The 25,626-nt window shown below is 63.1% G+C and carries 26 protein-coding genes; 10 read left to right on the forward strand and 16 right to left on the reverse strand.

The annotated features are described in order from the left end of the window. Window positions 1–56 precede the first annotated feature (56 nt). The 5 genes from purB to QMX85_RS13555 all read right to left on the reverse strand — a co-directional run bounded on the left by purB (window position 57) and on the right by QMX85_RS13555 (window position 6,087). Window positions 57–1,427: an adenylosuccinate lyase gene (gene purB, locus QMX85_RS13535; RefSeq protein ID WP_282341667.1), complete on the reverse strand. Its 1,371-nt coding sequence runs from the start codon at window positions 1,425–1,427 to the stop codon at window positions 57–59. Window positions 1,428–1,511: 84 nt separating this feature from the next. Continuing rightward, the gene (gene hflD / locus QMX85_RS13540) at window positions 1,512–2,132 is read right to left on the reverse strand and encodes a high frequency lysogenization protein HflD (RefSeq protein ID WP_090230938.1); all 621 of its coding nucleotides are present in this window, start codon (window positions 2,130–2,132) and stop codon (window positions 1,512–1,514) included. Next, on the reverse strand, window positions 2,129–3,247 hold the full coding sequence (gene mnmA, locus QMX85_RS13545; RefSeq protein WP_282341668.1) for a tRNA 2-thiouridine(34) synthase MnmA: 1,119 nt from the start codon (window positions 3,245–3,247) through the stop codon (window positions 2,129–2,131). The genes hflD and mnmA overlap by 4 nt, the downstream gene beginning before the upstream one ends. Before the next feature lie 61 nt (window positions 3,248–3,308). Next, on the reverse strand, window positions 3,309–3,755 hold the full coding sequence (locus QMX85_RS13550; RefSeq protein ID WP_273230615.1) for an NUDIX hydrolase: 447 nt from the start codon (window positions 3,753–3,755) through the stop codon (window positions 3,309–3,311). A 100-nt stretch (window positions 3,756–3,855) separates the two neighbouring features. Further along, complete coding sequence (locus QMX85_RS13555) at window positions 3,856–6,087, reverse strand: NADP-dependent isocitrate dehydrogenase (protein WP_282341673.1); 2,232 nt, start codon at window positions 6,085–6,087, stop codon at window positions 3,856–3,858. A gap of 353 nt (window positions 6,088–6,440) precedes the next feature. Here QMX85_RS13555 and icd point away from each other — a divergent pair, with 353 nt between their 5' ends. Then, a complete protein-coding gene (gene icd, locus QMX85_RS13560; protein WP_282341675.1) occupies window positions 6,441–7,697 on the forward strand; it encodes an NADP-dependent isocitrate dehydrogenase in 1,257 nt (418 codons plus the stop codon). Between the two features lie 61 nt (window positions 7,698–7,758). Here icd and cspD read toward each other — a convergent pair whose 3' ends face one another. Continuing rightward, a complete protein-coding gene (cspD, locus tag QMX85_RS13565) occupies window positions 7,759–8,022 on the reverse strand; it encodes a cold shock domain-containing protein CspD (protein ID WP_282341676.1) in 264 nt (87 codons plus the stop codon). 215 nt (window positions 8,023–8,237) lie between these two features. Between cspD and clpS the strand changes: the two genes are divergently transcribed. Both clpS and clpA read left to right on the forward strand, forming a co-directional pair. Beyond that, window positions 8,238–8,600, forward strand: a complete 363-nt coding sequence (clpS, locus tag QMX85_RS13570; RefSeq protein WP_090231082.1) for an ATP-dependent Clp protease adapter ClpS — start codon at window positions 8,238–8,240, stop codon at window positions 8,598–8,600. Window positions 8,601–8,630: 30 nt separating this feature from the next. Then, window positions 8,631–10,901 carry an ATP-dependent Clp protease ATP-binding subunit ClpA gene (clpA, locus tag QMX85_RS13575; protein ID WP_282341679.1) on the forward strand — a complete coding sequence of 757 codons (2,271 nt, stop codon included), beginning with the start codon at window positions 8,631–8,633 and terminating at the stop codon, window positions 10,899–10,901. A 71-nt stretch (window positions 10,902–10,972) separates the two neighbouring features. Here clpA and infA read toward each other — a convergent pair whose 3' ends face one another. The 4 genes from infA to trxB form a co-directional block, all read right to left on the reverse strand. Then, window positions 10,973–11,191, reverse strand: a complete 219-nt coding sequence (gene infA / locus QMX85_RS13580) for a translation initiation factor IF-1 (protein WP_002553999.1) — start codon at window positions 11,189–11,191, stop codon at window positions 10,973–10,975. Window positions 11,192–11,291: 100 nt separating this feature from the next. Next, window positions 11,292–11,999 carry an arginyltransferase gene (locus QMX85_RS13585; RefSeq protein ID WP_090230932.1) on the reverse strand — a complete coding sequence of 236 codons (708 nt, stop codon included), beginning with the start codon at window positions 11,997–11,999 and terminating at the stop codon, window positions 11,292–11,294. A gap of 53 nt (window positions 12,000–12,052) precedes the next feature. Beyond that, window positions 12,053–12,733 carry a leucyl/phenylalanyl-tRNA--protein transferase gene (gene aat / locus QMX85_RS13590; RefSeq protein WP_282341681.1) on the reverse strand — a complete coding sequence of 227 codons (681 nt, stop codon included), beginning with the start codon at window positions 12,731–12,733 and terminating at the stop codon, window positions 12,053–12,055. A gap of 43 nt (window positions 12,734–12,776) precedes the next feature. Continuing rightward, window positions 12,777–13,727 carry a thioredoxin-disulfide reductase gene (gene trxB, locus QMX85_RS13595; protein WP_282341685.1) on the reverse strand — a complete coding sequence of 317 codons (951 nt, stop codon included), beginning with the start codon at window positions 13,725–13,727 and terminating at the stop codon, window positions 12,777–12,779. 230 nt (window positions 13,728–13,957) lie between these two features. On the opposite strand from trxB, the gene ftsK reads away from it, so the two are divergent. The 6 genes from ftsK to cysG all read left to right on the forward strand — a co-directional run bounded on the left by ftsK (window position 13,958) and on the right by cysG (window position 21,507). Then, window positions 13,958–16,360: a DNA translocase FtsK gene (gene ftsK / locus QMX85_RS13600; RefSeq protein ID WP_282341686.1), complete on the forward strand. Its 2,403-nt coding sequence runs from the start codon at window positions 13,958–13,960 to the stop codon at window positions 16,358–16,360. 15 nt (window positions 16,361–16,375) lie between these two features. Further along, entirely contained in the window at window positions 16,376–17,002 is a 627-nt protein-coding gene (gene lolA / locus QMX85_RS13605; protein ID WP_282341689.1) for an outer membrane lipoprotein chaperone LolA, read from the forward strand. A gap of 18 nt (window positions 17,003–17,020) precedes the next feature. Beyond that, complete coding sequence (locus tag QMX85_RS13610) at window positions 17,021–18,346, forward strand: replication-associated recombination protein A (protein WP_282341691.1); 1,326 nt, start codon at window positions 17,021–17,023, stop codon at window positions 18,344–18,346. Further along, window positions 18,343–18,717, forward strand: coding sequence for a fluoride efflux transporter CrcB (gene crcB / locus QMX85_RS13615; RefSeq protein WP_282341693.1), 375 nt, complete (start codon window positions 18,343–18,345; stop codon window positions 18,715–18,717). Before QMX85_RS13610 ends, crcB begins: the two co-directional genes overlap by 4 nt. Before the next feature lie 57 nt (window positions 18,718–18,774). Next, window positions 18,775–20,055 (forward strand): serine--tRNA ligase, encoded by a 1,281-nt coding sequence (gene serS, locus QMX85_RS13620; protein WP_282341695.1) that lies wholly within the window; start codon window positions 18,775–18,777, stop codon window positions 20,053–20,055. Window positions 20,056–20,124: 69 nt separating this feature from the next. After that, the gene (gene cysG, locus QMX85_RS13625) at window positions 20,125–21,507 is read left to right on the forward strand and encodes a siroheme synthase CysG (protein ID WP_282341697.1); all 1,383 of its coding nucleotides are present in this window, start codon (window positions 20,125–20,127) and stop codon (window positions 21,505–21,507) included. A gap of 13 nt (window positions 21,508–21,520) precedes the next feature. Here cysG and QMX85_RS13630 read toward each other — a convergent pair whose 3' ends face one another. The 6 genes from QMX85_RS13630 to tusD form a co-directional block, all read right to left on the reverse strand. Further along, window positions 21,521–22,519, reverse strand: a complete 999-nt coding sequence (locus QMX85_RS13630) for a glutathione S-transferase family protein (protein WP_282341699.1) — start codon at window positions 22,517–22,519, stop codon at window positions 21,521–21,523. Between the two features lie 88 nt (window positions 22,520–22,607). Next, a complete protein-coding gene (locus QMX85_RS13635; RefSeq protein ID WP_282341721.1) occupies window positions 22,608–23,591 on the reverse strand; it encodes a glycosyl transferase family protein in 984 nt (327 codons plus the stop codon). Between the two features lie 8 nt (window positions 23,592–23,599). Beyond that, window positions 23,600–23,935, reverse strand: a complete 336-nt coding sequence (locus QMX85_RS13640; RefSeq protein ID WP_282341701.1) for a TusE/DsrC/DsvC family sulfur relay protein — start codon at window positions 23,933–23,935, stop codon at window positions 23,600–23,602. Next, on the reverse strand, window positions 23,932–24,231 hold the full coding sequence (gene tusB, locus QMX85_RS13645) for a sulfurtransferase complex subunit TusB (RefSeq protein ID WP_282341703.1): 300 nt from the start codon (window positions 24,229–24,231) through the stop codon (window positions 23,932–23,934). Before tusB ends, QMX85_RS13640 begins: the two co-directional genes overlap by 4 nt. Continuing rightward, window positions 24,231–24,590 (reverse strand): sulfurtransferase complex subunit TusC, encoded by a 360-nt coding sequence (gene tusC / locus QMX85_RS13650; RefSeq protein WP_282341704.1) that lies wholly within the window; start codon window positions 24,588–24,590, stop codon window positions 24,231–24,233. Before tusC ends, tusB begins: the two co-directional genes overlap by 1 nt. After that, window positions 24,590–24,979 carry a sulfurtransferase complex subunit TusD gene (gene tusD / locus QMX85_RS13655; RefSeq protein WP_282341706.1) on the reverse strand — a complete coding sequence of 130 codons (390 nt, stop codon included), beginning with the start codon at window positions 24,977–24,979 and terminating at the stop codon, window positions 24,590–24,592. The genes tusC and tusD overlap by 1 nt, the downstream gene beginning before the upstream one ends. Before the next feature lie 246 nt (window positions 24,980–25,225). Between tusD and QMX85_RS13660 the strand changes: the two genes are divergently transcribed. After that, entirely contained in the window at window positions 25,226–25,600 is a 375-nt protein-coding gene (locus QMX85_RS13660; RefSeq protein WP_282341708.1) for a response regulator, read from the forward strand. Window positions 25,601–25,626 lie beyond the last annotated feature (26 nt).

The raw sequence follows: 25,626 nt of genomic DNA on the forward strand, positions 1-25,626 counted from the left end.
TTGCCTATGCAAATAAAAACGCCCGGCACTGCCGGGCGTGCAGAAAGTGAAGCGGGTCAGATGCGCTTGGCCTGGGCCACGGCATTGCCGATGTAGTTGGCTGGCGTGAGCTTGCGCAGCTCGGCCTTGGCGTCTTCCGGCATCTCCAGCCCATCGATGAAAGTCTGCAGCGCCTCGGGGCTGATGCCCTTGCCGCGGGTCAGCTCCTTGAGTTTCTCGTAGGGATTCTCGATGGCGTAGCGGCGCATGACGGTCTGGATCGGCTCGGCGAGGACTTCCCAGCAGGCATCCAGGTCTTCGGCGATGCGTTGCGCATTGAGCTCCAGCTTGCTGATGCCCTTCAGGCTCGCCTCGTACGCGATGACGCTATGGGCGAAGCCGACACCGAGGTTGCGCAGCACGGTGGAGTCGGTCAGGTCGCGCTGCCAGCGGGACACCGGGAGCTTGCTGGCCAGGTGCTGGAGCAGCGCGTTGGCGATGCCGAGGTTGCCTTCGGAGTTCTCGAAGTCGATCGGGTTGACCTTGTGCGGCATGGTCGAGGAACCGATCTCGCCGGCGATGGTGCGCTGCTTGAAGTAACCCAGGGAGATGTAGCCCCAGATGTCGCGATCGAAGTCGATGAGGATGGTATTGAAGCGCGCGGTGGCGTCGAACAGCTCGGCGATGTAGTCGTGCGGCTCGATCTGCGTCGTGTACGGGTTCCACTGCAGGCCGAGATCCTGCTCGATGAACTCGCGGGCGTTGGCTTCCCAGTCGATGGACGGATAGGCCGACAGGTGCGCGTTGTAGTTGCCCACCGCGCCGTTGATCTTGCCCAGCAGCGGCACGCCGGCGACTTGGGTGATCTGGCGCTCCAGGCGATAGACCACGTTGGCCAACTCCTTGCCGAGAGTGGTCGGCGATGCCGGCTGGCCGTGGGTGCGCGAGAGCATCGGCACGTCGGCGAACTTCACCGCCAGCTCGCGGATCGACTCGGCGACCTGGCGCATCAGCGGCAGCAGCACGGTGTCACGGCCTTCGCGGAGCATCAGGGCGTGGGACAGGTTGTTGATGTCCTCGCTGGTGCAGGCGAAGTGGATGAATTCGCTGACCTTGGCCAGTTCCGGCAGCTTCGCCGCCTGCTCCTTGAGCAGGTATTCCACGGCCTTGACGTCGTGATTGGTGGTGCGTTCGATTTCCTTGATGCGCTCGGCGTGTTCGAGCTGGAAATCCTCGGCCAGCCGATCGAGCAGCGCGTTGGCTTCGGCCGAGAATGGCGCGACTTCGGCAACGCCGGAGTGGGCGGCCAGGCGTTGCAGCCAGCGGACCTCGACCTGTACGCGGAAACGGATCAGGCCGTATTCACTGAAGATCGGGCGCAGAGCGCTGGTTTTGCCGGCGTAGCGGCCATCGACGGGGGAAACCGCGGTGAGCGAGGAAAGCTGCATGGGGCGTTCTCGGACGGTCGGGGCAGGAAATGGGGCGCGTATCATACACGAATCGGCCGACCTGCCGACCGCGTGCCCCGACGGTCAGTTGCGCAGCAGCGGGTAGAGCTCGGCCAGCAGCTTGCGGCGGCTGAACACCAGTTGCCAGCGATGTCCGCCCAGCTGGCGCCACAGACGTGCGGAGCGAATACCGGCAAGGAGCAGGGCACGGATCTTCGAGGCGTTGCTGCTTTGCTGCAGGAAGCGCATGTCGCCATGTACCTGGATGCGCTGGCGGAAGGTGCTCAGGGTGTCCTGATAGAGCCCGCCGCAGGCGGCAATGACGTTGTCGTGAACGAGTCCGAAGTGTTGTACCTGCAGCTGGATCTGGTCCAGGCGGGTGCCGATGGTCTCGAGCATGTCGTCGCGCTTGGCCAGCTTGCGCTCGAGGCCAAGCAGCGCAAGCGCATAGCGCAGCGGCTCCCGCTGCAGGCTGTTGGGGTCGCGTTCCAGGGCGCTGGCCAGGGCGCGATAACCGTCGCGCAGGTTGAGGTCGTCGCCGCCGTAGACATCCAGTGTGTTTTGCGGATCGCGTACCAGCAGGCTGCCGAGCAGGCAGCCAAGGGCGCCTTCGTTTACCTGGCCGGTCCTGGCGATCCGGTCGGCAAGCGCAGCGGCGCTGAACACCGCTCCCAGGGCGACCAGCTGTTCCTGTATCGGCGTCATGCGAATTCCTTGGTGGTGCAGGGTTCGGCGACTTCGATGACGCCGCCGCCGAGGCAGATTTCGCCGTCGTAGAACACCACCGACTGACCCGGCGTCACGGCGCGCTGGGGCTCTTCGAAAACGGCGCGATAGCCGTCGGGCGTACGCTCCAGCGTGCAGGCCTGATCCGACTGGCGATAGCGGACCTTTGCGGTCAACGGCCGTGGCGTGGCGCCGACCTCGACCGGATTGACCCAGAAGATCTCGCTGGCGAGGAGGGCGCCGGAAAACAGCAGCGGATGGTCGTTGCCCTGGCCGACGATCAGTACATTGCGCTCCAGATCCTTGCCCAGCACGTACCACGGCTCGTCGCTGGCATCCTTCAAACCGCCGATACCCAGACCCTGGCGCTGGCCGATGGTGTGGTACATGAGCCCGGCGTGCCGGCCGATGACCTCGCCGCGGGTGTTCTGGATTTCGCCCGGTTGCGCCGGCAGATACTGCTTGAGGAAGTCGGAGAAGCGCCGCTCGCCGATGAAGCAGATGCCGGTGGAGTCCTTCTTCTTCGCGGTCGCCAGCCCGTGCATTTCAGCGATCGCGCGCACTTCGGCCTTCTCCAGCTCGCCAACCGGGAACAGCGTGCGGGCGATCTGCTCGCCGCCGACGGCGTGGAGGAAGTAGCTCTGGTCCTTGTTCGGGTCGAGGCCCTTGAGCAACTGGGTCTGCCCATCCACATCGCGGCGGCGCACGTAATGGCCGGTGGCGATCAGGTCGGCGCCAAGCATCAGTGCATAGTCGAGGAAGGCTTTGAACTTGATTTCGCGGTTGCAGAGGATGTCCGGGTTCGGCGTACGCCCGGCCTTGTACTCGGCGAGGAAGTGCTCGAAGACGTTGTCCCAGTATTCGGCGGCGAAGTTCGCGGTGTGCAACTTAATGCCGATCCGGTCGCACACCGCCTGGGCGTCGGCGAGGTCTTCGCGCGCGGTGCAGTATTCGGTGCCGTCGTCCTCCTCCCAGTTCTTCATGAACAGACCTTCCACCTGGTAGCCCTGCTTGAGCAGGAGAAGGGCGGAAACCGAGGAGTCCACGCCGCCGGACATGCCGACGATGACGCGTGTATGGGCTGGATCGTGCATAGGTTCGGGGTTGACGGCCACAAAAAGGAATAATTCTAACAGGCGAACTGCCGCAGGGCGATCAGCCGGCCGTGCGGATCAGCGCCAGCGGAAAGCGCTCGCCGCGGAGGTAGTCGTCGATGCAGCGCACTACCAGCTCGCTGCGCCAGCGCTCGGGCACGGCGGCGAGTTCGTCGCGGGTCATCCAGCGCGGACCGATGATGCCGTGGTCCAGCGGCGAATCGGGCAGGTGCCGCAGCGGCCGCGCGGCGAAGCAGACGCGCTGGTAGGTCACGCCGTTGCTCGGCGCGGTATACAGATAAATGCCGGTAACGGCGGTCAGCTCGACCTCCCAGCCGGTTTCCTCAAGGGTCTCGCGCAAGGCGGCCTGGAGCAGGCTTTCGTTGGCTTCGAGATGGCCCGCCGGCTGGTTGAGGACGGCTTTTTCGCCCGCGAACTCTTCCACCAGCAGGAAGCGCCCCTGGTCTTCGACGACGGTGGCGACGGTTATGTGCGGATTCCAGTCCATAAGGATGACCTCTGTAGGGTGGAGGGACGACCATGATCGCCCGGAAACAGAACCCCCGGCACATGGCCGGGGGTCTGTTGAAACGCAACAACCTTAGCGGTCAACCCTGGATCAGGGCGTCGATCGCGGCGTTGAAGGTTTTGCTCGGGCGCATGACCTGGCTGGTCAGTTCCGGGTTGGAGCGGTAGTAGCCGCCGATGTCCACCGGCGATCCCTGGACCGCATTCAGCTCGGCGACGATGGTCGCTTCCTGCTCGGCCAGGGTGCTGGCGAGCTTGCTGAAACGCTCGCGCAGCGCGGCGTCTTCGCTCTGGGTGGCCAGGGCTTCGGCCCAGTAAAGCGCCAGGTAGAAGTGGCTGCCACGGTTGTCCAGCTCGCCGGTCTTGCGCGAAGGCGACTTGTTGTTGTCGAGCAGCTTGCCCGTCGCGGCATCAAGGGTGGTGCCCAGCAACTTGGCTTTCCGGTTGTCGGTCTTGATCCCGGTTTCCTCAAGGGACACGGCCAGGGCCAGGAACTCGCCTAGCGAATCCCAGCGCAGGTGGTTTTCCTCGATCAACTGCTGCACGTGCTTGGGGGCCGAACCGCCGGCGCCGGTCTCGTACATGCCACCGCCGGCCATCAGCGGAACGATGGAGAGCATCTTCGCCGAAGTGCCCAGCTCCATGATCGGGAACAGGTCGGTCAGGTAGTCGCGCAGGACGTTGCCGGTCACCGAGATGGTGTCCTTGCCACGAATCATTCGCTCCATGCTGAAGCGGATCGCTTCGTTGTAATCCATGACGCGGATGTCGAGACCGTTCAGGTCGTGCTCTTGCAGGTACGCGTCGACCTTCAGCTTCAGCTGGCGGTCATGCGCGCGCTCCGGGTCGAGCCAGAAGATCGCCGGGGTGCCGGACTGGCGGGCGCGGGTAACGGCCAGCTTCACCCAGTCGCGGATCGGGGCATCCTTTGTCTGGCAGGCGCGCCAGATGTCGCCGGCTTCGACTTCGTGCTGGATCTTCACGGTGCCGTCGGCCAGCACGACGCGCATGATGCCGTCGGCCTTCATCTCGAAGGTCTTGTCGTGGGAACCGTATTCCTCGGCCTTCTGCGCCATCAGGCCTACGTTCGGTACCGAGCCCATGGTGGTCGGATCGAATGCGCCGTTGGTTTTGCAGAAGTTGATCATCTCCTGGTAGATGCGCGCGTAGGTGCTTTCCGGCATCACTGCCTTGGTGTCCTTCTGCTTGCCGTCGCGGCCCCACATCTGGCCGGAGTTGCGGATCATCGCCGGCATCGAGGCGTCGACAATGACGTCGCTCGGGATATGCAGGTTGGTGATGCCCTTGACCGAGTCGACCATCGCCATTTCCGGGCGATGGCTGTACACCTCGTGGATGTCGTGGAGGATTTCTTCCTGCTGCGAGGCAGGCAGCGACTTGATCTTGTCGTAGACGCTGGAGAGACCGTTGTTCGGGTTGACGCCCAGCTCTTCGAAGAGCGCGCCGTGCTTCTCGAAGACGTCCTTGTAATACACGCTCACGGCATGGCCGAAGACGATGGGGTGGGACACCTTCATCATGGTCGCCTTGACGTGCAGGGACCACATGACGCCGGTTTCCTTGCAGTCCTGCAGTGTCTTCTCGAAGAAGGCGCGCAGCTTGTTGCAGCTCATGAACATGCCGTCGAAGACTTCGCCTTCCTTCAGGCTCAGCTGCTTCTTGAGCTCGACCTTGCCATCCTTGCCGACGAATTCGATGCGCACGTCACCGGCCTGGGGCATGGTGAAGGACTGCTCGCTGGAGAAGAAATCACCGCCGCGCATGTAGTCGGCGTGGGACTGCGAAGCCATGCTCCACTTGCCCATCGAGTGCGGATGCTTACGGGCGTACGCCTTGACCGCGGCCGGGGCGCGGCGATCCGAGTTGCCTTCACGCAGCACCGGGTTCACGGCGCTGCCGAGCACTTTGCTGTAACGCGCACGGACTTCTTTTTCCGCGTCGGTCTGTGGGTCTTCGGGGAAATCCGGAACGGCGAAACCCTGTGCCTGCAGCTCGGCGATCGCGCCTTTGAGTTGCGGCACGGAGGCGCTGATGTTCGGCAGCTTGATGATGTTGGCGTCCGGCGAAGTGGCAAGAACCGCCAGCTGGGCCAGTTCGTCTTCGACCGGTTGGCTGCTGTCGAGCTGGTCAGCGAAGCTTGCGATGATGCGTCCAGCCAGAGAGATATCGCGGGTTTCGACGTCTATATCGGCGGAGGCCGCGAAGGCCTTGACGATGGGCAGAAGCGAATAGGTTGCGAGGGCGGGGGCTTCGTCGGTGAAGGTGTAGGTAATCTTCGAGCGGGTGGACATTGGCGAGAACTCTCTCTTTGCTGGGCGTGCACAGATCTCGAGGCGCGCCGGATAGACGCTTTCGCTCAGGTCGGAGTCGAAATTCGAGAATTTGCCGCAGGTGATGTTGATGGCACCAGTAGAGCGTTGTGCGGTCGGATCTGGTTTGCGATTCGACCGTTGCGAGGGCGGACATCCTGTTGCAGATGTCTCGGCTCTCGATGACTCTTTAGTCACGCGGCGCAGTATACCATCGTGTTCTTCGTCGGGCGCTTGCCGGTGCCCGATGATTAGACTAAGGAATACAGCTCGGCTCGACGCAGGTGGACTACGCTGAACACCTGCCTGAGGTTAACCACAACGTGGAGTACAGCATGGGATATCAAAAGATTCAGGTGCCTGCCGATGGTGTGAAAATCACCGTAAACGCCGATAACACCCTGAATGTGCCGAACAATCCGATCATTCCCTTCATCGAGGGTGATGGCATCGGTATCGATATCAGCCCGGTGATGATTAAGGTCGTCGACGCCGCCGTCGAGAAAGCCTACGGCGGCGAGCGCAAGATTTCCTGGATGGAAGTCTATGCCGGCGAGAAAGCCACCCAGGTCTACGATCAGGACACCTGGCTACCGAAGGAGACCCTCGAGGCCGTTCGCGATTTCGTCGTCTCGATCAAGGGTCCGCTGACTACCCCGGTCGGCGGCGGCATTCGCTCGCTTAATGTCGCACTGCGCCAGGAACTCGACCTCTACGTCTGCCTGCGCCCGGTGCGCTGGTTCGAGGGCGTGCCGAGCCCGGTGAAGAAGCCGGGCGACGTCGACATGACGATCTTTCGCGAGAACTCCGAAGACATCTATGCCGGTATCGAGTGGAAAGCCGGATCGCCCGAGGCGACCAAGGTCATCAAGTTCCTCAAGGAAGAGATGGGCGTCACCAAGATCCGGTTCGACCAGGATTGCGGCATCGGCATAAAGCCGGTATCGAAGGAGGGAACCCAGCGCCTGGTGCGCAAGGCGTTGCAGTACGTGGTGGACAACGACCGCGAGTCGCTGACCCTCGTCCACAAGGGCAACATCATGAAGTTCACCGAAGGTGCCTTTAAGGACTGGGGCTACGAGATCGCCAAGAACGAATTCGGCGCGGAGCTTCTCGATGGCGGCCCATGGATGCAGTTCAAGAACCCGCGGACCGGCAAGAACATCGTCGTCAAGGACGCCATCGCCGACGCCATGCTCCAGCAGATTCTGCTGCGACCGGCGGAATATGACGTGATCGCCACCCTGAACCTGAACGGCGACTACCTCTCCGATGCGCTCGCGGCGGAAGTGGGTGGCATCGGCATCGCGCCGGGCGCCAACCTGTCGGACACCATCGCCATGTTTGAGGCTACCCACGGGACTGCACCCAAATACGCCGGTCAGGACAAGGTCAATCCGGGGTCGGTGATTCTGTCTGCCGAAATGATGCTCCGCCACTTGGGATGGGTCGAGGCGGCGGATCTCATCATCAAGGGTACCAATGGAGCGATCTCGGCCAAGACAGTGACCTACGACTTCGAGCGCCTAATGGACGGCGCAACTCTGCTGTCCTGCTCCGAGTTCGGCGACGCATTGATCGCCCATATGTAAAGTGAGGGACAAAAGAAAAGGCCGATCAGAGATCGGCCTTTTTTTGCACGCTATCTAAGGGTCAGGCCTCAGCGGCCTGACTCTGCAGATTTACCGACGGCGTCAGGTTTTCGGCATTGCTCAACACAGGGCTAATGTTCACCGCGTGTAGCCCCTTGGGCCCTTGAATGATGTCGAAACTCACAGGCTGTCCTGCCTTAAGGGTTTTATAACCGTCCATCTGAATGGCCGAGTAATGAGCGAACAGGTCCTCATCTCGGCCGTCGGCCAGAACGAATCCATAGCCTTTGGCGTTGTTGAACCACTTGACCTTACCGCTGAGCATGCTGACATCCCTCTGCAAAGGACTCCATCTCTGGAGTATCATCCACGACGACTCCACGCAAAAAAGCACTCGCGTGGGCTCCCAATACCCAACTGGGCATTCATTGTTTGTAACACCGTTTCGCCGTTAGTCAAGGCTATGCGGCGGACGGTTGAGAAGCCTGTCATATTTGCCCTGCAGCCCAGCTCCAACCATGTGCGAGCCTTTATTTCCGTATGTTTGCAAGCAGCCAGATTCGACTAACATTCAATCAGGATGGTCCGGACAAGTGGGAGGACGAAGCGTCCGGGCTCGCTGTGCAGGAAGCCAAACCAAAATTGCAGGCACCTCCGCTGTATAAAGTGGTCATGTATAACGATGACTACACGCCGATGGATTTCGTCGTCGAAGTGCTAGAGGTGTTTTTCAATCTTAACCGAGAACTGTCGACCAAAATCATGCTGGCCGTCCATACAGAAGGGCGTGCAGTATGCGGAGTGTTCACCCGGGATATTGCAGAAACGAAGGCTGAACAGGTCAATCAGTACGCGAGGGAAAGCCATCATCCGCTACTCTGTGAAATCGAGAAGGACGGTTAGACGCCGGCCACTTGGGTATGAGGTGAAGCTATGTTGAACCGCGAACTCGAAGTCACCCTCAATCTGGCCTTCAAGGAAGCCCGTTCCAAGCGTCATGAATTCATGACCGTGGAACACCTGCTCCTGGCCCTGTTGGATAACGAAGCTGCAGCCACCGTATTGCGTGCCTGCGGCGCCAGCCTCGACAAGCTCCGGCACGAATTGCAGGAGTTCATCGACTCAACCACCCCGCTCATTCCGCAGCATGACGAAGAACGCGAAACCCAGCCCACGCTCGGGTTTCAGCGGGTTCTGCAGCGCGCCGTTTTCCATGTGCAAAGTTCTGGCAAGCGCGAAGTAACCGGCGCGAATGTGCTGGTCGCCATCTTCAGCGAGCAGGAGAGCCAGGCGGTTTTTCTGCTCAAGCAGCAGAGCGTTGCCCGCATCGACGTCGTCAACTTCATCGCTCATGGCATTTCCAAGGTGCCTGGTCAGGGTGATCAGGGCGATGGCGAGCAGGAAATCAACGATGAGGAAGGCGGTGAGGCCGTCTCCACCAATCATCCGTTGGAAGCTTACGCCAGCAATTTGAATGAGCTCGCTCGTCAGGGCCGCATCGACCCTCTGGTCGGGCGCGAAAGCGAAGTCGAGCGCGTTGCTCAGATCCTGGCCCGTCGGCGCAAGAACAACCCGCTGCTGGTTGGCGAGGCAGGTGTCGGCAAAACGGCGATCGCCGAAGGCCTGGCCAAACGCATTGTTGATGGCCAGGTACCTGACCTTCTCGCCGATAGCATCGTTTTCTCCCTCGATCTGGGCGCACTGCTCGCGGGGACCAAGTACCGCGGCGACTTCGAGAAACGCTTCAAGGCGCTGCTCAACGAGTTGCGCAAGCGGCCTCATGCGATCCTCTTCATCGATGAGATCCACACCATCATCGGTGCCGGTGCGGCTTCGGGCGGCGTGATGGATGCGTCCAACCTGCTCAAGCCGCTGCTGTCTTCCGGCGAGATCCGGTGCATCGGCTCGACGACCTTCCAGGAATTCCGCGGCATCTTCGAGAAAGATCGCGCACTCGCTCGGCGCTTCCAGAAGGTCGATGTGGTCGAACCTTCCGTGGAGGACACCGTCGGCATCCTGCGCGGCCTGAAAGCTCGTTTTGAACAGCATCACCACATCGAGTATAGCGATGAGGCGCTGCGCGCCGCCGCCGAACTGGCGTCTCGCTACATCAACGACAGACACATGCCCGACAAGGCCATCGACGTGATTGACGAGGCGGGCGCCTATCAGCGTCTCCAGCCCGAAGAGCGGCGTGTGGCGCGCATCGACGTGGCACAGGTGGAAGACATCGTGGCGAAGATCGCCCGTATACCTCCCAAACACGTGTCCAGCGACGACAAGGAGCTGCTGCGTAACCTGGAGCGCGACCTCAAGCTCACGGTGTTCGGCCAGGATGCAGCCATAGACTCGCTGTCGACGGCAATCAAGCTGTCTCGTGCGGGATTGAAGGCGCCGGACAAGCCGGTGGGTTCGTTTCTCTTCGCCGGCCCGACCGGTGTCGGCAAGACTGAAGCGGCGCGGCAATTGGCGAAAGCCATGGGTATCGAGCTGGTACGCTTCGACATGTCGGAGTACATGGAACGCCACACTGTTTCCCGGCTGATCGGTGCGCCTCCGGGCTACGTCGGCTTCGACCAGGGCGGCCTGCTAACGGAAGCCATCACCAAGCAGCCGCATTGCGTGTTGTTGCTCGATGAGATCGAGAAAGCGCATCCGGAAGTCTTCAACCTGCTGCTGCAGGTGATGGACCACGGCACGCTGACCGACAATAACGGGCGCAAGGCGGATTTCCGTAACGTGATCCTGATCATGACCACCAACGCCGGTGCGGAAACCGCGTCGCGCGCCTCGATCGGCTTCACCCATCAGGATCACTCTTCAGATGCCATGGAAGTCATCAAGAAGAGCTTCACTCCCGAGTTCCGCAACCGCTTGGACACCATCATCCAGTTCGGCCGCCTGAGCACCGAAGTGATCAAGAGCATCGTCGACAAGTTCCTCACCGAACTGCAGGCGCAGCTCGAGGACAAGCGCGTGCAACTGGAAGTCAGCGATGCCGCTCGCGGTTGGCTGGCGGAGCGTGGCTACGATGCGCAGATGGGGGCTCGGCCGATGGCGCGCCTGATTCAGGACAAGATCAAGCGTCCTCTGGCCGAAGAGATCCTGTTCGGTGAACTGGCAGAGCATGGCGGAATCGTGCACATCGATGTCGAGGCCGGCGAATTGGCCTTCGAGTTCGAAACCACGGTGGAAGTGGCCTAGCCGCTTCCTTCCATACCGCGCAGTAACGAAAACGCCCGGCTAGACCGGGCGTTTTTCATGACGCGAAAACTTCAGCGGGCGCGGTAGGTGATGCGGCCTTTGCTCAAGTCGTAGGGCGTCAGTTCAACACGAACCTTGTCGCCGGTGAGAATGCGGATGTAGTTCTTGCGCATCTTTCCGGAGATGTGCGCGGTAACGACGTGCCCGTTTTCCAACTCCACTCGGAACATGGTGTTGGGTAGGGTGTCGACGACAGTGCCTTCCATTTCGAAGCTGTCTTCTTTCGACATTCAGTAAAGCCCTCGGTGTTCTATAGGTGGCCGGACGCAAACGGCGCCTGGCAAAAGCGGCGTGCATTGTGCCCGAAAATGTGTCTTGTCGCCAAGCGATTCAGGTCAGAGCGACCCAGCGCTGGTTGACGAACAGCTCTATCGGCCGGTACTGGGTCTTGTAATTCATCTTCCGACAATTCTTGATCCAGTAGCCGAGGTAGACCGCGTGGAGGCCAAGACGTGCGGTCTCGCCGATCTGCCAGAGGATGGCGTAGCGGCCGAGACTGCGGCGTTCTTCATCGGGGTCGTAGAAGGTGTAAACCGCGGAAAGACCGTTCGGCAGCAGGTCGGTGACCGCGATCGCCATCAGCCGGTCGCCAAGACGGAACTCGTAGAAGCGCGCGAAATTCAGGTCGCGGACGAGAAAGGTGCTGAATTGATCGCGGCTCGGCGGATACATATCGCCATCGGCGTGGCGCTGTTCGATGTAGCGCGCGTAGAGCGCGTAATACTCTTCGCTGAACTTGGGCCGTACCGGCATGACGCACAGGTCGGCATTGCGCTTGAGGATGCGTTTCTGCTGGCGATTGGGTTGGAACTGGTCGGCTGGAATACGTGCCGGGACACAGGCCGAGCAGCGCTGGCAGTGAGGTCTGTAGAGGTGATCGCCACTGCGGCGAAAACCCATCTCCGACAGCCCGGCATACACCTGCGCATCCATGAGCTGGCTGGGATCGAGGAACAGGGTGGTGGCCTGCTCGCCGGGCAGATAGCTGCATGGATGAGGCTGGGTGGCGTAGAACTTCAGGCGAGCCAGCTCTGTCATCGTAGGCACTCGGGTGGACCTGACGCCAGTGTAAGCCAGGCTGCCGGTGACGCCTAGACGAGCCAGTCGGCGGTCGTCGGTTGATCCAGGTGGCGTTCGAGCCACCCGGCGAACTCGGCGCGGGAAATCGAGCGTGCGCCGAAACTCTGCAGGTGCTGGGTGGGCATCTGGCAATCGATCAGGACGAAACCCCACTGCCGCAAACGCTCGACCAGCGTAACGAAGCCGACCTTGGAGGCATTGTCGGCGCGACTGAACATCGACTCGCCAAAGAACAGTTGCCCCATCGCCAGCCCATAGAGCCCGCCCACCAGCTCATCGTCCAGCCAGACCTCTACCGAATGGGCGAAGCCCAACTCGTGCAGGCGCAGGTAGGCCTGCTGCATCGGCTGGGTGATCCAAGTGCCGTCGCTGTAGGCGCGAGGCCCGGCGCAGCCCTGCAAGACTTGCAGGAATGAGCGGTCGAAGGTGACGCGGAAGCGTTGTTGGCGAAGAACCTTCGCCAGGCTGCGGGAAACGTGAAGCGCTTCGGGCGGTAGAACGGTGCGCGGGTCGGGCGACCACCAGAGTATGGGCTGTCCATCCTGGAACCACGGGAAGCAGCCATGCCGATAGGCCCGGATCAGGCGTTCGGCGCTGAGATCCCCGCCCGCGGCGAGCAGGCCATTGGGCTCGCGCATGGCTTTGCTTAGCGGGGGGAATTCCAGCGAATCGCGGGAGAGCCAGGTCAGCATAGCGGGGGAGGGCGACGGGCAGGCCTTAGGCCCGCCCGAAGGCTCAGATATCGTCGAGGAATTTTTCGGCGTCCAGCGCGGCCATGCAGCCGGCGCCTGCCGAAGTGATCGCCTGGCGATAGACGTGGTCGGCCACGTCGCCGGCGGCGAACACACCCTCGATGCTGGTGGCCGTGGCGTTGCCTTCACCGCCGCCGCGCACGATCAGGTAGCCGTCACGCATTTCCAACTGGCCCCGGAACAGGTCGGTGTTGGGTTTGTGGCCGATGGCGATGAAGACGCCGGCCAGCGGCAGTTCCTTGGTCGTTCCGCTCAGGGTGTCTTTCAGGCGCACGCCGGTCACGCCGCTGGCATCGCCCAGGACCTCGTCCAGCGCGTGGTTCCAATGAATGCGGACGTTGCCGTTGGCGGCTTTGTCGAACAGCTTGTCCTGCAGGATCTTCTCCGAGCGCAGCTTGTCGCGACGGTGGACCAGATGGACCTCCTTGGCGATGTTCGACAGATACAGCGCTTCCTCGACGGCGGTGTTGCCGCCGCCCACCACACAGACCACCTGGTTGCGGTAGAAGAAGCCGTCGCAGGTGGCACAAGCGGACACGCCGCGCCCGGCGAAGGCCTCTTCGGAAGGCAGGCCGAGGTACTGGGCAGAGGCGCCGGTGGAAATGATCAGGGCATCGCAGGTGTAGGTGGCGTTGTCGCCCTTCAGGGTGAACGGCCGCTGCTGCAACTCGGCGGTATGGATATGGTCGTAGACGATCTCGGTATCGAAGCGCTCGGCGTGTTTCTGCATGCGCTCCATCAGCGCCGGGCCGGTCAGCCCCTCGACATCGCCGGGCCAGTTGTCGACTTCGGTGGTGGTGGTGAGCTGTCCACCGGGCTGGATTCCGGTGATCACCAACGGCTTCAGATTGGCCCGGGCGGCGTACACCGCGGCGGTGTAGCCCGCGGGGCCGGAGCCCAGAACGATCAGCCGCGAATGCTTGACTTCACCCATAAAAAGACTCCATAAGCCTTTGTCACAAAAGAGAATGCATGCTCCAATTGGGCCGCACGCAAGGGAATGCCAATTATGCTACACCGAAGAATGGGCGAGCGGGGAGCAGCGGTTTTCCGACACCGCGCCCGGGCGGTCGACATGGGCAGCGCCTTGGCAAAGCCGTACAATGGACCGCATTTTCGCCGTCATCGTTAGTTGGCGCGCCCCGAGCGCAGGAAAGACGTGTTTTGAAGAATTCCAGTTCTACCCTCCAAACCCCTCCCTGGCGACAGCAACTGAACTACCGCCTGAAGGAGGGCGCGCTGATCGCCCTGGGTGCGCTTTGCCTGTACCTGTGGATGGCGTTGCTCACTTACGACCAGAACGACCCGGGCTGGTCGCACACCAGCCGCGTGGAGCAGGTGCAGAACGCTGCCGGCCGTGCCGGCGCCTGGTTCGCCGACATCCTGTTCATGGCCCTCGGCTATTTCGCCTACCTGTTCCCCTTGTTGTTGGCGGTGAAGACCTGGCAGGTGTTCCGTAACCGCCACCAGCCCTGGCAGTGGAACGGCTGGCTGTTTTCTTGGCGCCTGATCGGCCTGGTGTTCCTGATCCTCTCCGGCGCAGCGCTGGCCTATATCCACTTCCACTCCACCAACAGCATGCCGGCGTCGGCGGGCGGTGCGCTGGGCGAGAGCCTCGGCCAACTGGCCGTCGCCGCGCTGAACGTGCAGGGCAGCACGTTGCTGTTCCTGGCGCTGTTCCTCTTTGGCCTCACCGTATTCGCCGACCTGTCCTGGTTCCGCGTGATGGACATCACCGGCAAGATCACCCTCGATTTGCTGGAGCTGATCCAGAGCGGCATGAACCGCTGGTGGAGCGCCCGCAACAACCGCAAGCAACTGGTCGCCCAGTTGCGCGAGGTGGACGACCGGGTGAGTACCGTGGCCGCGCCACTGGTGCCCGATCGCCGCGAGCAGGCCAAGGTCAAGGAGCGTCTGATCGAGCGCGAAGAAGCGTTGACCAAGCACATGAGCGAGCGCGAGAAGCGCCAGCCCCCGGTTATCACGCCTCCGGCGCCAGCGAAAGCCGCCGAGCCGAGCAAGCGGGTGCTGAAGGAAAAGCAGGCTCCGTTGTTCGTCGACAGCGCGATCGAGGGTTCGCTGCCGCCCATCTCGATCCTCGACCGCGCCGAGAAGAAGCAGAAGAGTTTTTCCCCGGAATCCCTCGAGGCCATGTCGCGGCTGCTGGAAATCAAGCTCAAGGAATTTGGCGTCGAAGTGATCGTCGAGTCCGTGCATCCGGGCCCGGTGATCACCCGCTTCGAGATTCAGCCCGGCATCGGCGTCAAGGTCAGCCGCATTTCCAACCTGGCCAAGGACCTCGCGCGCTCGCTGGCGGTGATCAGCGTGCGGGTGGTCGAGGTAATTCCGGGCAAGACCACGGTCGGCATCGAGATTCCCAACGAGGATCGTCAAATCGTGCGCTTCTCCGAGGTGCTCGAGTCCAGCGAATACGATGACGCCAAGTCGCCGGTCACCCTGGCGCTGGGCCACGACATCGGCGGCAAGCCGATCATCACCGACCTGGCGAAGATGCCGCACCTGCTGGTTGCGGGTACCACCGGCTCCGGTAAGTCGGTGGGCGTCAACGCGATGATCCTGTCGATCCTGTTCAAGTCCGGTCCGAAGGACGCACGACTGATCATGATCGACCCGAAGATGCTCGAACTGTCGATCTACGAAGGCATTCCGCACCTGCTGTGTCCGGTGGTCACCGACATGAAGGAGGCGGCCAACGCGCTGCGCTGGAGCGTTGCCGAGATGGAGCGGCGCTACAAGCTGATGTCGAAGATGGGCGTGCGCAACCTGGCAGGCTTCAACCGCAAGGTGAAGGAGGCCGAGGAGGCGGGTACGCCGCTCGCCGACCCGCTGTACAAGCGCGAGAACATGCACGACGAGGCGCCGCTGCTCGAGCACCTGCCGACAATCGTGGTGGTGGTCGACGAATTCGCCGACATGATGATGATCGTCGGCAAGAAGGTCGAAGAACTGATCGCGCGTATCGCACAGAAGGCGCGGGCTGCAGGCATCCATCTGATCCTCGCCACCCAGCGCCCCTCGGTGGACGTGATCACCGGCCTGATCAAGGCCAACATCCCGACGCGCATGGCGTTCCAGGTGTCGAGCAAGATCGATTCGCGGACTATCATCGACCAGGGCGGTGCGGAGCAATTGCTCGGCCACGGCGACATGCTCTACATGCCGCCGGGCACCAGCCTGCCGATTCGTGTGCACGGCGCCTTCGTATCCGACGAAGAAGTCCACCGCGTGGTCGAGGCCTGGAAGCTGCGTGGCGCGCCGGATTACAACCAGGACATCCTGGCCGGCGTCGAGGAGGCCGGCAGCGGCTTCGAAGGCGGAAGCGGCGAGGGTGGCGAGGACAGCGAGGACGATCCGCTCTACGACGAGGCGGTCAACTTCGTGCTGGAAAGCCGCCGCGCGTCGATTTCCGCCGTGCAGCGCAAGCTGAAGATCGGCTACAACCGCGCCGCGCGGATGATCGAATCGATGGAAATGGCCGGCGTAGTGACCTCGATGAACACCAATGGCTCGCGCGAAGTGATCGCGCCGGGGCCGACCCGCGACTGACTGATGAGGATTTCCATGCGCCTGTTTCACGTGCTGTTGCTGTCCCTGCTGGGTTTCGCCGCTATGCCGGCCCACGCCGACCAGGATGCGTCGGTGAAGCGCCTGACCGAACTGCTCCAGCAGGCGCAGACCCTGACCTCGCGCTTCACCCAGCTGACCCTCGACGCCTCCGGCGCCAACCTGCAGGAAACCGCCGGCGAGCTGGCGTTGAAACGTCCGGGGCTGTTCCGCTGGCACACCGATGCGCCGCAGGAGCAACTGCTGGTGTCGAATGGCGAGAAGGTCTGGCTGTACGATCCCGACCTGCAGCAGGTCACCGTACAGAAGCTCGACCAGCGCCTGACCCACACGCCCGCGCTACTGCTGTCCGGCGACGTGTCGCAGATCAGCGAGAACTTCGAGATCAGCCACAAGGAAGCCGGCGGCGTGGTCGATTTCGTGCTCAAGCCCAAGGCCAAGGACACGCTGTTCGACAACCTGCGCGTGTCCTTCCGCAACGGCACCATCAACGACATGCAGCTGATCGACAGCGTTGGCCAGCGCACCAACATCCTGTTCCTCGGCGTGAAAATGAATCAGCCGATCGACGCCGGGCAATTCGACTTCAAGATTCCCGAAGGCGCCGACGTCATTCAGGAATAAGAGGCTCGCGCGTTTCCCATGGACCTGTTCCGTTCTGACCCGGTAGCCCAGCCGCTGGCTGCGCGTTTACGCGCCGCCACGCTGGACGAGTACGTCGGTCAGGAGCACCTTCTGGCGCGCGGCAAGCCGCTGCGCGAGGCGCTGGAGCAGGGCGCGCTGCACTCGATGATCTTCTGGGGCCCGCCCGGTGTCGGCAAGACCACCCTGGCGCGACTGCTGGCGCAGGTATCGGAAGCGCATTTCGAGACGATTTCGGCGGTGCTTTCCGGGGTCAAGGAAATTCGCCAGGCGGTCGAGATGGCGAAGCAGCAGGCCGCGCAGTACGGTCGCCGGACCATCCTCTTCGTCGACGAAGTGCACCGTTTCAACAAGAGCCAGCAGGACGCCTTTCTCCCGTATGTGGAGGACGGCACGCTGATCTTCATCGGCGCGACCACGGAAAACCCCTCGTTCGAGCTCAACAACGCGCTGCTGTCGCGGGCGCGGGTCTACGTGCTCAAGAGTCTCGACGAAGCGGCGATGCGCAAGCTGGTGGAGCGTGCTCTGGGTGAGGACAAGGGGCTCGGACAGCGCCACCTGAGCCTGCCCGAGAAAAGCTTCCAGATTCTCCTGGCCGCGGCCGACGGCGATGGTCGCCGGCTGCTCAACTTGCTGGAAAACGCCTCTGACCTCGCCGAGGACGACGGCGAGATCGGCGTGAGCCTGCTGCAGAGCCTGCTTGGCGACAGCCGGCGACGCTTCGACAAGGGCGGAGAAGCCTTCTACGACCAGATTTCCGCGCTGCACAAGTCGGTGCGCGGCTCCAACCCGGACGCGGCGCTGTACTGGTTCGCCCGGATGATCGACGGCGGTTGCGATCCGCTGTACCTGGCGCGGCGGGTCGTGCGCATGGCGAGCGAAGAGGTCGGCAATGCCGACCCGCGCGCGCTGACGCTGTGCCTCGACGCCTGGAACGTCCAGGAGCGCCTTGGCAGCCCCGAAGGCGAGCTGGCGATCGCCCAGGCGATCGTCTATCTGGCTTGCGCGCCGAAGAGCAACGCGGTCTACACGGGTTTCAACGCCGCCATGCGCGATGTCGCCGAGAACGGCTCGCACGAGGTACCGCTGCACTTGCGCAATGCGCCGACCAAGCTGATGAAGCAGCTCGGATACGGGGAGGAATACCGCTACGCCCACGACGAGCCGGACGCCTACGCGGCGGGTGAGGACTATTTCCCCGAAGACATGCAGCCGCGCCAGTATTACCAGCCGGTGCCGCGGGGCCTGGAAAGCAAGATCCGCGACAAGCTCGATCACCTCGCGGCACTGGACCAGGCCAGCCCCAGACAACGGAGAAAGCCATGATCCGCCTGATCATCGCCGTTGCCCTGGGCGGGGCGCTGGGCTCGGTCGCCCGTTTCCTGACCTCTGCCTGGATGACCAGCCACTGGCCGCGCCATTACATTCTTGGCACCTTCGCGGTGAACATCGTCGGCTGCCTCGCCATCGGCTACCTTTACGGGCTGTTCCTGGTCCGCACTGACCTGCCCCTCGAACTGCGCGTGGGCCTCACCGTCGGCGTACTTGGCGGCCTGACCACCTTTTCCTCGTTCAGCATGGAAGTGGTACGGTTGTTCGAGGGCGGCCAGACGGGCCTCGCCATCGGCTACCTGGGCTGCAGCATCCTCGGCGGTTTATTAGCGGTCTGGGCCGGTTTATCCTTCGCACGCCTTTGAATTCCCGTCGCCGGCGACCGCCGGCGTCCTCCTTTAGGTTCCAGCTGAGATTTGCACATGCTCGATTCCAAGTTGATACGCGGCCAACTACACGAGGTCGCCGCACGCCTGGCCACTCGTGGCTATACGTTGGACGTCACGCGTATCGAAGCGCTCGAAGCCCAGCGCAAGAGTGTCCAGACCCGCACCGAACAACTGCAGGCCGAGCGCAATGCCCGCTCCAAGAGCATCGGCCAGGCCAAGCAGCGCGGTGAGGACATCGCGCCGCTGTTGGCCGAGGTCGATCGCATGGGCAGCGAGCTGGACGAGGGCAAGCGCGAGCTGGACGGCATCCAGCTGGAACTGGACAACCTGCTGCTGGGCATTCCCAACCTGCCGCATGAATCCGTGCCGGTCGGCGCGGACGAGGAGGGCAACGTCGAAGTGCGCCGCTGGGGTACGCCGAAGATCTTCGATTTCCCGGTGCAGGACCACGTGAGCCTCGGCGAACGGCATGGCTGGCTCGATTTCGAGACGGCCGCCAAACTTTCCGGCGCGCGTTTCGCCCTGCTGCGCGGGCCGATCGCCCGCCTGCACCGCGCCCTGGCGCAATTCATGATCAACCTGCACACCGCCGAGCACGGTTACGAGGAGGCCTACACGCCTTACCTGGTGCAAGCCTCGGCACTACAGGGCACCGGCCAGTTGCCGAAGTTCGAGGAAGACCTGTTCCGCATCGCCCGTGAGGACCAGGCCGACCTGTACCTGATCCCGACGGCCGAAGTCTCGCTGACCAACATCGTCGCCGGACAGATCATCGATCCGAAGCTGCTGCCGCTGAAATTCGTCGCCCACACGCCGTGCTTCCGCAGCGAGGCCGGCGCGTCGGGTCGCGATACCCGCGGGATGATCCGCCAGCATCAGTTCGACAAGGTCGAGATGGTGCAGATCGTCGATCCCGCCACCTCCTACGAGGCGCTGGAGAACCTGACGGCCAATGCCGAGCGCGTCCTGCAACTCCTCGAGCTGCCGTACCGCGTGCTCGCACTGTGCACCGGCGACATGGGCTTCGGCGCGACCAAGACCTACGACCTGGAAGTCTGGGTGCCGAGCCAGGACAAATTCCGCGAGATTTCCTCCTGCTCGAACTGCGGCGACTTCCAGGCCCGTCGCATGCAGGCGCGCTATCGCAATCCGGAAACCGGCAAGCCCGAGCTGCTGCACACGCTCAACGGCTCCGGCCTTGCCGTCGGGCGTACGCTGGTGGCGGTGCTGGAGAACTACCAGCAGGCCGACGGTTCGATCCGCGTGCCCGAAGTGCTCAAGCCCTACATGGGCGGTATCGACCTCATCGGTTGATGATTCCGTCGCCGGATACCGCGTATCCGGCGACGTTCCTGACTCGTCGCGTCTTCCTCGCAGGCCGCCATGGACTATCTCCCGCTTTTCCATAACCTCCAGGGCCGTCGCGTGCTGCTCGTCGGCGGTGGCGAGGTGGCGCTGCGCAAGTCGCGCCTGATCGCCGATGCCGGCGCTGAGTTGCGCGTCGTCGCACCGGAGATCTGCCCCGAGCTGCTGGCCCTGGCCGGTGAGGGCGCGCATCGACGCGGCTATGCGAGCGGCGATCTGCGGGGCGCCTGCCTGGTCATCGCCGCCACTGACGACGAGCCCCTGAACGCAAGGATATCCAGCGAAGCCAAGGCGCTGGGGATTCCGGTCAACGTAGTGGACGCCCCGGCGTTGTGCAGCGTGATATTCCCCGCCATCGTCGACCGCTCGCCGCTGATCGTCGCGGTGTCCAGCGGCGGCGACGCCCCGGTGCTGGCGCGGCTGATCCGCGCCCGGATCGAGACCTGGATTCCAGCGCGCTACGGCGAGCTCGCCGGCCTGGCCAAACGGTTCCGCTCGCGGGTGAAGGCGCTGTTTCCCAATGTCCGCGAACGCCGGGTGTTCTGGGAAGACGTGTTCCAGGGGCCGATCGCCGAACGCATGCTGGCCGGGCAGGGCGATGAAGCCCAGCGTCTGCTGGAAAACCAGTTGGCCGGCGGGCCCAAGCCGGCCGGCGGCGAGGTGTACCTGGTCGGCGCCGGCCCGGGCGATCCCGACCTGCTGACCTTCCGCGCCCTGCGGCTGATGCAGCAGGCCGACGTGGTGCTCTACGACCGGCTCGTCGCCCCGGCGATCGTCGAGCTTTGCCGCCGTGATGCCGAGCGCATCTATGTCGGCAAGCGACGCGCCGAGCATGCGGTGACCCAGGAACGCATCAACCAGATGCTCATCGAGCTGGCGCAAGAGGGTAAACGGGTGCTTCGCCTCAAGGGTGGCGACCCGTTCATCTTCGGTCGTGGCGGCGAGGAAATCGAAGGCCTGGCGGCGCGCGGCATTCCGTTCCAGGTGGTGCCCGGCATCACCGCCGCCAGCGGCTGTGCGGCCTACGCCGGGATTCCGCTTACCCACCGCGACTACGCCCAGTCGGTGCGATTCGTCACCGGACACCTGAAGGACGACAGCTACAACCTGCCCTGGGCCGATCTGACCTCGCCCGGACAGACGCTGGTGTTCTACATGGGCCTCGTCGGGCTACCGGTGATCTGCGAGCGCCTGATCGCGCACGGGTGCGCATCGAGTACGCCGGCAGCGCTGGTACAGCAGGGCACCACCGCCGCACAGCGGGTGTTCACCGGTACGCTCGCGGACCTGCCGGCAGTGGTCGCCGCCCATGAGGTCCATGCGCCGACGCTGATCATCGTCGGCGAGGTGGTCCGGCTGCATGAAAAGCTGGCCTGGTTCGAAGGTGCCGCCGACGCCTGAGGCGCCGGCCGATTCACGCCTGCCAGACGCCCTTGCCCGGCAACCGCTCGCGGTCGTGCGGGCGCAGGAAGTCCAGCGCGGGGCCGTCTGGAATGATGCCGGTCGGGTTGATGGTCTTGTGACTGGCGTAGTAGTGCCCCTTGATGTGGGTGAAGTCGACGGTTTCGGCGATCCCTGCCCACTGGTAAAGCTCGCGCAGCCAGTTGGACAAGTTCGGGTAATCCTCGATGCGCTGGCGGTTGCACTTGAAGTGACCGTGGTAGACGGCGTCGAAGCGAATCATCGTGGTGAACAACCGCAGGTCGGCCTCGGTGAGGTATTCACCGGCCAGGTAGCGGCGTTCGCCCAGCAAGGTATCGAGGTGGTCGAGTTCACCGAACAACTCGGCGAAGGCTTCCGAATAGGCTTTCTGGGTGGTGGCGAACCCGGCGCGATAGACACCGTTGTTGATCGCCGGATAGATCCGCTCGTTGAGCGCGTCGATTTCCGCCTGCAGCGCCTGGGGATAGAAATCCAGCGTGTTGCCGGTCAGGCCGTCGAAGGCGCTGTTGAACATGCGGATGATCTCAGAGGATTCGTTGCTGACGATCTCCGCGCGATGCTTGTCCCATAGCAGGGGTACGGTCACCCGGCCGCTGTACTTCGGGTCGTCGCGTGTGTAGCGCTGATGCAGGAAGTCCAGGCCGTCCAGCGGGTCGCCGGTGGAGCCGTAGGCGCGATCGAAGGTCCAACCCTGCTCGGCCATCAACCATCCGACGACAGAGACGTCGATCAGTCCGCCGAGGTCCTTGAGCCTGCGCATGATCAGCGTGCGGTGAGCCCAGGGGCAGGCCAGCGAAACGTAGAGGTGATAGCGCCCGGCTTCGGCCGCGAAACCCGGTTTGCCGCTCGGGCCGGCTTCGCCGTCTGCGGTGATCCAGTTGCGGCGCTGGGCCATCTCGCGTTTGAAACGGCCGTCCTCGCCGTTCTCGTACCACTGGTCATGCCAGCGCCCGTCGATCAAAAGCCCCATCGTCACATCCTCGCCAATTTCAGATTGGAGAGGAGTCTACCGGCATAGGTTCGATCGAATGTCGCAAGTTACTGCCCATACGAATCGGCTAAATCGATGGATTGCGGGTTTCCCAGCAGATTTTTGCTTGGGCGAAGGCCTCGTCGCGCGTGCGACCGAGGGCGCGCAAGCCGAGGGCTATGGTCGCCAGCACCGCTAATTGGCCATAACTGTCTTCCACTTCACCCAGCCAGAAGGCCTTCAGATGGGCGGGGTCCAGGCGCTCCGGCTTGACGTGGCGGAGTGCCGACAGCGCCGGCCAATCCTCATCCCAGTTTTCACCGTTCGCGGTACCGAAGAGGTGCGAGGCGGCGTCGGGGTTGATTTCGATCTCGCCCCCGTCGCCTTTGACCACGATGGAGGTGTCGCCCAGCAGGTGGCTGGCTTCGCGGTGAACCGCTTGGTATCCGGGATGAAAGATACTCTGCAAGCCGCATCTGGCGCCCAGCGGGTTGAGCACACGGGCCAGCGAGTGGATCGGCGACCGCAGCCCGAGGATGTTGCGCAGGTCGATCATCCGCTGCAGCTCCGGCATCCAGGCGCCCAGCGGAATGAAGGCGATGGACTCGCGGTCGAGGCTTTGCGCGACTTCGTCCCAGTTGGCGCAGCAGGGCAGGTCCAGCAATTCCAGCAGTTGCTCGCTGTACAGGCGCCCGGCGGTGTGCGCGCCAGCGCCATGGATGAGGATGCGCACGCCGTGTCCGGCGAGACACTTGGCAGCCAGCAGGAACCAGGGCAGGTGGCGCTTCTTGCCGGCGTAGGTCGGCCAGTCCAGGTCGAGGGGAATGGCTGGCGGCGAAAGGCGCGCACGTACCGCCTCGGCGAAGCCGGCAAGCTCTTCGGCGCTTTCTTCCTTGTGCCGCAGCAGCATGAGGAAGGCACCGAGCTGGGTGTCCTCCACCTTGCCATCGAGCAGGAAGCCCATGGCCTCGCGCGCTTCCTCGCGGGTGAGCCCTCGGGCGCCGCGCTTGCCTTTGCCAAGGATGCGCACGTAATGGGCGAAAGGGTGTTCGGCGGGCGTCACCAGATTCATAGCCTGACTCATAGACAGTTGCTCGGTTTCGGCAACCCGGCGAGCTTGGCCGCGAGTTTCGCCGGGGTACCCTGGAAGAGATGGTTGAGGTGCAGGCTGTTGCCTTTTTCAGGGCCCAGCTTGAGCGCCACGTATTTGATCAGCGGGCGGGTGGCCGGCGACAGCTGGAATTCGGCATAGAAGGCGCGCAACAGGTCGAGGATTTCCCAGTGCGTGGGCTGCAGCGCCAGCCCTTCGCGCTCGGCGAGGGCAGCAGCAACCGCCGGCGACCAGTCATCCAGGCGAACCAGATAGCCATCCTTGTCCAGGGCGATGCTCTGTCCTTCGATGTCGATGCTGCTCATAGCCAGCCATTCACCTTGTCGAAGTGGCCGCACAGCTCGACGAACCCCGGATAGTCGACGACCGTGCAGTGCGCCGGCGCGCTGAGCCCGCGCGCGTGCAGGTCTTCGTCGAGGGCGAACAGTGGGAAGCCTTTCGGCAAGGCGGCCAGCTCGCGCGCGGGCTGGCTGTCGCCGCGCAGCGCATACGTGGCGTCTCCGGTGAGCAGTACACCGTCGCGGCTGCCGAGCAGACGCAGGCAGCTGTCGAATCGGTCATCGCCGAAGGGTGAATGGGAAAGCAGATGCAGGGTGGTCATCAGAGCGTCACCAGCAGGTCGAAACGATCGAGCAGCGTGCGCAACGCCGCATCGTCCAGCGGCGTCACCGGCAGGTCGAGCGCCTCGGCGGTGACGCCGCGTGCGTCGAGGCTGCGCTGATCGACGTACAGTTCGTCGACACCGAACATCGGCAACGCCCGCAGGTTGGCGCTCAGGTCCTTCTGCTGAATGGCGGCGGCCTGCTGCGCGGTGGCCAGCTGAAATACGCCGTCGTCGAGAAACAGCAGCGCGACCGGCAGATCGAATGCGCCGCCGGCGAGGGCGATATCCAGGGCCTCACGGGCGCCGCTGCCACTCCAGGACGACTGCCTGCAGATCAGCAACATCGACTTGGCCATTACGGACCTCCGAAACAAACGAGGCGATCGGCAAGCTGCGCCGCTTCGTGCAACTGTCCCAATCCGGACAGCTCCCAAGGCGCGGCGACGCTAGCGCTGCGCTGGTAACGCTGCGCTTCGCCCTCATCCAGAACGCCACGGCGCAGGGCCGCGGCGATGCAGACCACAGCATCCAGCGCATGCCGCTCGACCAGTTCCCGCCAGGCGGCCGGCAGGTCGAGCTCGTCCTGCGGGGTAACCGGATTGGTGGACGCGTTGTGCACGCCGTCCTGATAGAAGAACAGCCGCACGATCTGATGCCCGCCCGCCAGTGCCGCCTCGGCAAAACGCAGGGCCCGGCGTGACGAGGGCGCGTGGGGTGGAGCGAACAGGGCGATGGCGAATTTCATGGCACGAACGCGTTTACGAACAGGCCGCCATGATAGGGTGCTTTGCCGATCCGTGCAGCGCCCATCGGCATCGGGAAACCAGACCCGCCCGGCCCGTCGAGAGCCGAGGCATGAAGTTCCTATGAAGCTGCATGCTGTTCGTCCGGTAATTGCCTGTTACTACGGGACTCTTTCTGGAAATGGCGGTCAGTGACTCTATGAGAAGCCGGGCGCCATTGCCCGACGCATCCTTTCGCAGGTGTTGTTTTGCACAAGTCAGTCCTGATCGTAGACGACGAGCCCGATATTCTCTCCATGCTACTGGAGCACCTGGCCGATTGTGGTTATGACGCCTACGGCGCTTGCAACACCGCGCAGGCCATGGATGTGCTCCAGGCGCACGACGACATCAACCTGCTCATCTCGGATTTCCGCCTGAACGATGGCACCAATGGCATGATGGTGGCGGAGGCAGCACTGAAAAAGCTTCCGATGATCAAGGTGCTGTTCATCAGTGGTCATCCCTACGAAGTCTGGTCGGCGAAGAACTTCAAGAGCCTGAATGCCCAACTGGTCAGCAAACCCTTCAGGCTTGAGCAGCTGGACGCATCGATTCACCAGCTCGTCGGTTCGGTGGCCTGATCGATTCATCGATTTTCTGGAGGTGA

This window comes from Pseudomonas sp. PS02288 (assembly GCF_029959715.1).
GTDB classification, from domain to species: Bacteria; Pseudomonadota; Gammaproteobacteria; order Pseudomonadales; family Pseudomonadaceae; genus Pseudomonas_O; species Pseudomonas_O kuykendallii.

Coding starts and splice junctions, on each gene's coding strand:
- tusD (WP_282341706.1), bottom strand. CDS start 24,979: ATGAAATTCGCCATCGCCCTGTTCGCTCCACCCCACGCGCCCTCGTCA.
- purB (WP_282341667.1), bottom strand. CDS start 1,427: ATGCAGCTTTCCTCGCTCACCGCGGTTTCCCCCGTCGATGGCCGCTAC.
- serS (WP_282341695.1), top strand. CDS start 18,775: ATGCTCGATTCCAAGTTGATACGCGGCCAACTACACGAGGTCGCCGCA.
- tusB (WP_282341703.1), bottom strand. CDS start 24,231: ATGACCACCCTGCATCTGCTTTCCCATTCACCCTTCGGCGATGACCGA.
- trxB (WP_282341685.1), bottom strand. CDS start 13,727: ATGGGTGAAGTCAAGCATTCGCGGCTGATCGTTCTGGGCTCCGGCCCC.
- QMX85_RS13610 (WP_282341691.1), top strand. CDS start 17,021: ATGGACCTGTTCCGTTCTGACCCGGTAGCCCAGCCGCTGGCTGCGCGT.
- clpA (WP_282341679.1), top strand. CDS start 8,631: ATGTTGAACCGCGAACTCGAAGTCACCCTCAATCTGGCCTTCAAGGAA.
- QMX85_RS13555 (WP_282341673.1), bottom strand. CDS start 6,087: ATGTCCACCCGCTCGAAGATTACCTACACCTTCACCGACGAAGCCCCC.
- cspD (WP_282341676.1), bottom strand. CDS start 8,022: ATGCTCAGCGGTAAGGTCAAGTGGTTCAACAACGCCAAAGGCTATGGA.
- crcB (WP_282341693.1), top strand. CDS start 18,343: ATGATCCGCCTGATCATCGCCGTTGCCCTGGGCGGGGCGCTGGGCTCG.
- infA (WP_002553999.1), bottom strand. CDS start 11,191: ATGTCGAAAGAAGACAGCTTCGAAATGGAAGGCACTGTCGTCGACACC.
- cysG (WP_282341697.1), top strand. CDS start 20,125: ATGGACTATCTCCCGCTTTTCCATAACCTCCAGGGCCGTCGCGTGCTG.
- QMX85_RS13640 (WP_282341701.1), bottom strand. CDS start 23,935: ATGAGCAGCATCGACATCGAAGGACAGAGCATCGCCCTGGACAAGGAT.
- QMX85_RS13550 (WP_273230615.1), bottom strand. CDS start 3,755: ATGGACTGGAATCCGCACATAACCGTCGCCACCGTCGTCGAAGACCAG.
- QMX85_RS13630 (WP_282341699.1), bottom strand. CDS start 22,519: ATGGGGCTTTTGATCGACGGGCGCTGGCATGACCAGTGGTACGAGAAC.
- clpS (WP_090231082.1), top strand. CDS start 8,238: ATGTTTGCAAGCAGCCAGATTCGACTAACATTCAATCAGGATGGTCCG.
- mnmA (WP_282341668.1), bottom strand. CDS start 3,247: ATGCACGATCCAGCCCATACACGCGTCATCGTCGGCATGTCCGGCGGC.
- tusC (WP_282341704.1), bottom strand. CDS start 24,590: ATGGCCAAGTCGATGTTGCTGATCTGCAGGCAGTCGTCCTGGAGTGGC.
- icd (WP_282341675.1), top strand. CDS start 6,441: ATGGGATATCAAAAGATTCAGGTGCCTGCCGATGGTGTGAAAATCACC.
- aat (WP_282341681.1), bottom strand. CDS start 12,733: ATGCTGACCTGGCTCTCCCGCGATTCGCTGGAATTCCCCCCGCTAAGC.
- QMX85_RS13635 (WP_282341721.1), bottom strand. CDS start 23,591: ATGAATCTGGTGACGCCCGCCGAACACCCTTTCGCCCATTACGTGCGC.
- QMX85_RS13585 (WP_090230932.1), bottom strand. CDS start 11,999: ATGACAGAGCTGGCTCGCCTGAAGTTCTACGCCACCCAGCCTCATCCA.
- lolA (WP_282341689.1), top strand. CDS start 16,376: ATGCGCCTGTTTCACGTGCTGTTGCTGTCCCTGCTGGGTTTCGCCGCT.
- hflD (WP_090230938.1), bottom strand. CDS start 2,132: ATGACGCCGATACAGGAACAGCTGGTCGCCCTGGGAGCGGTGTTCAGC.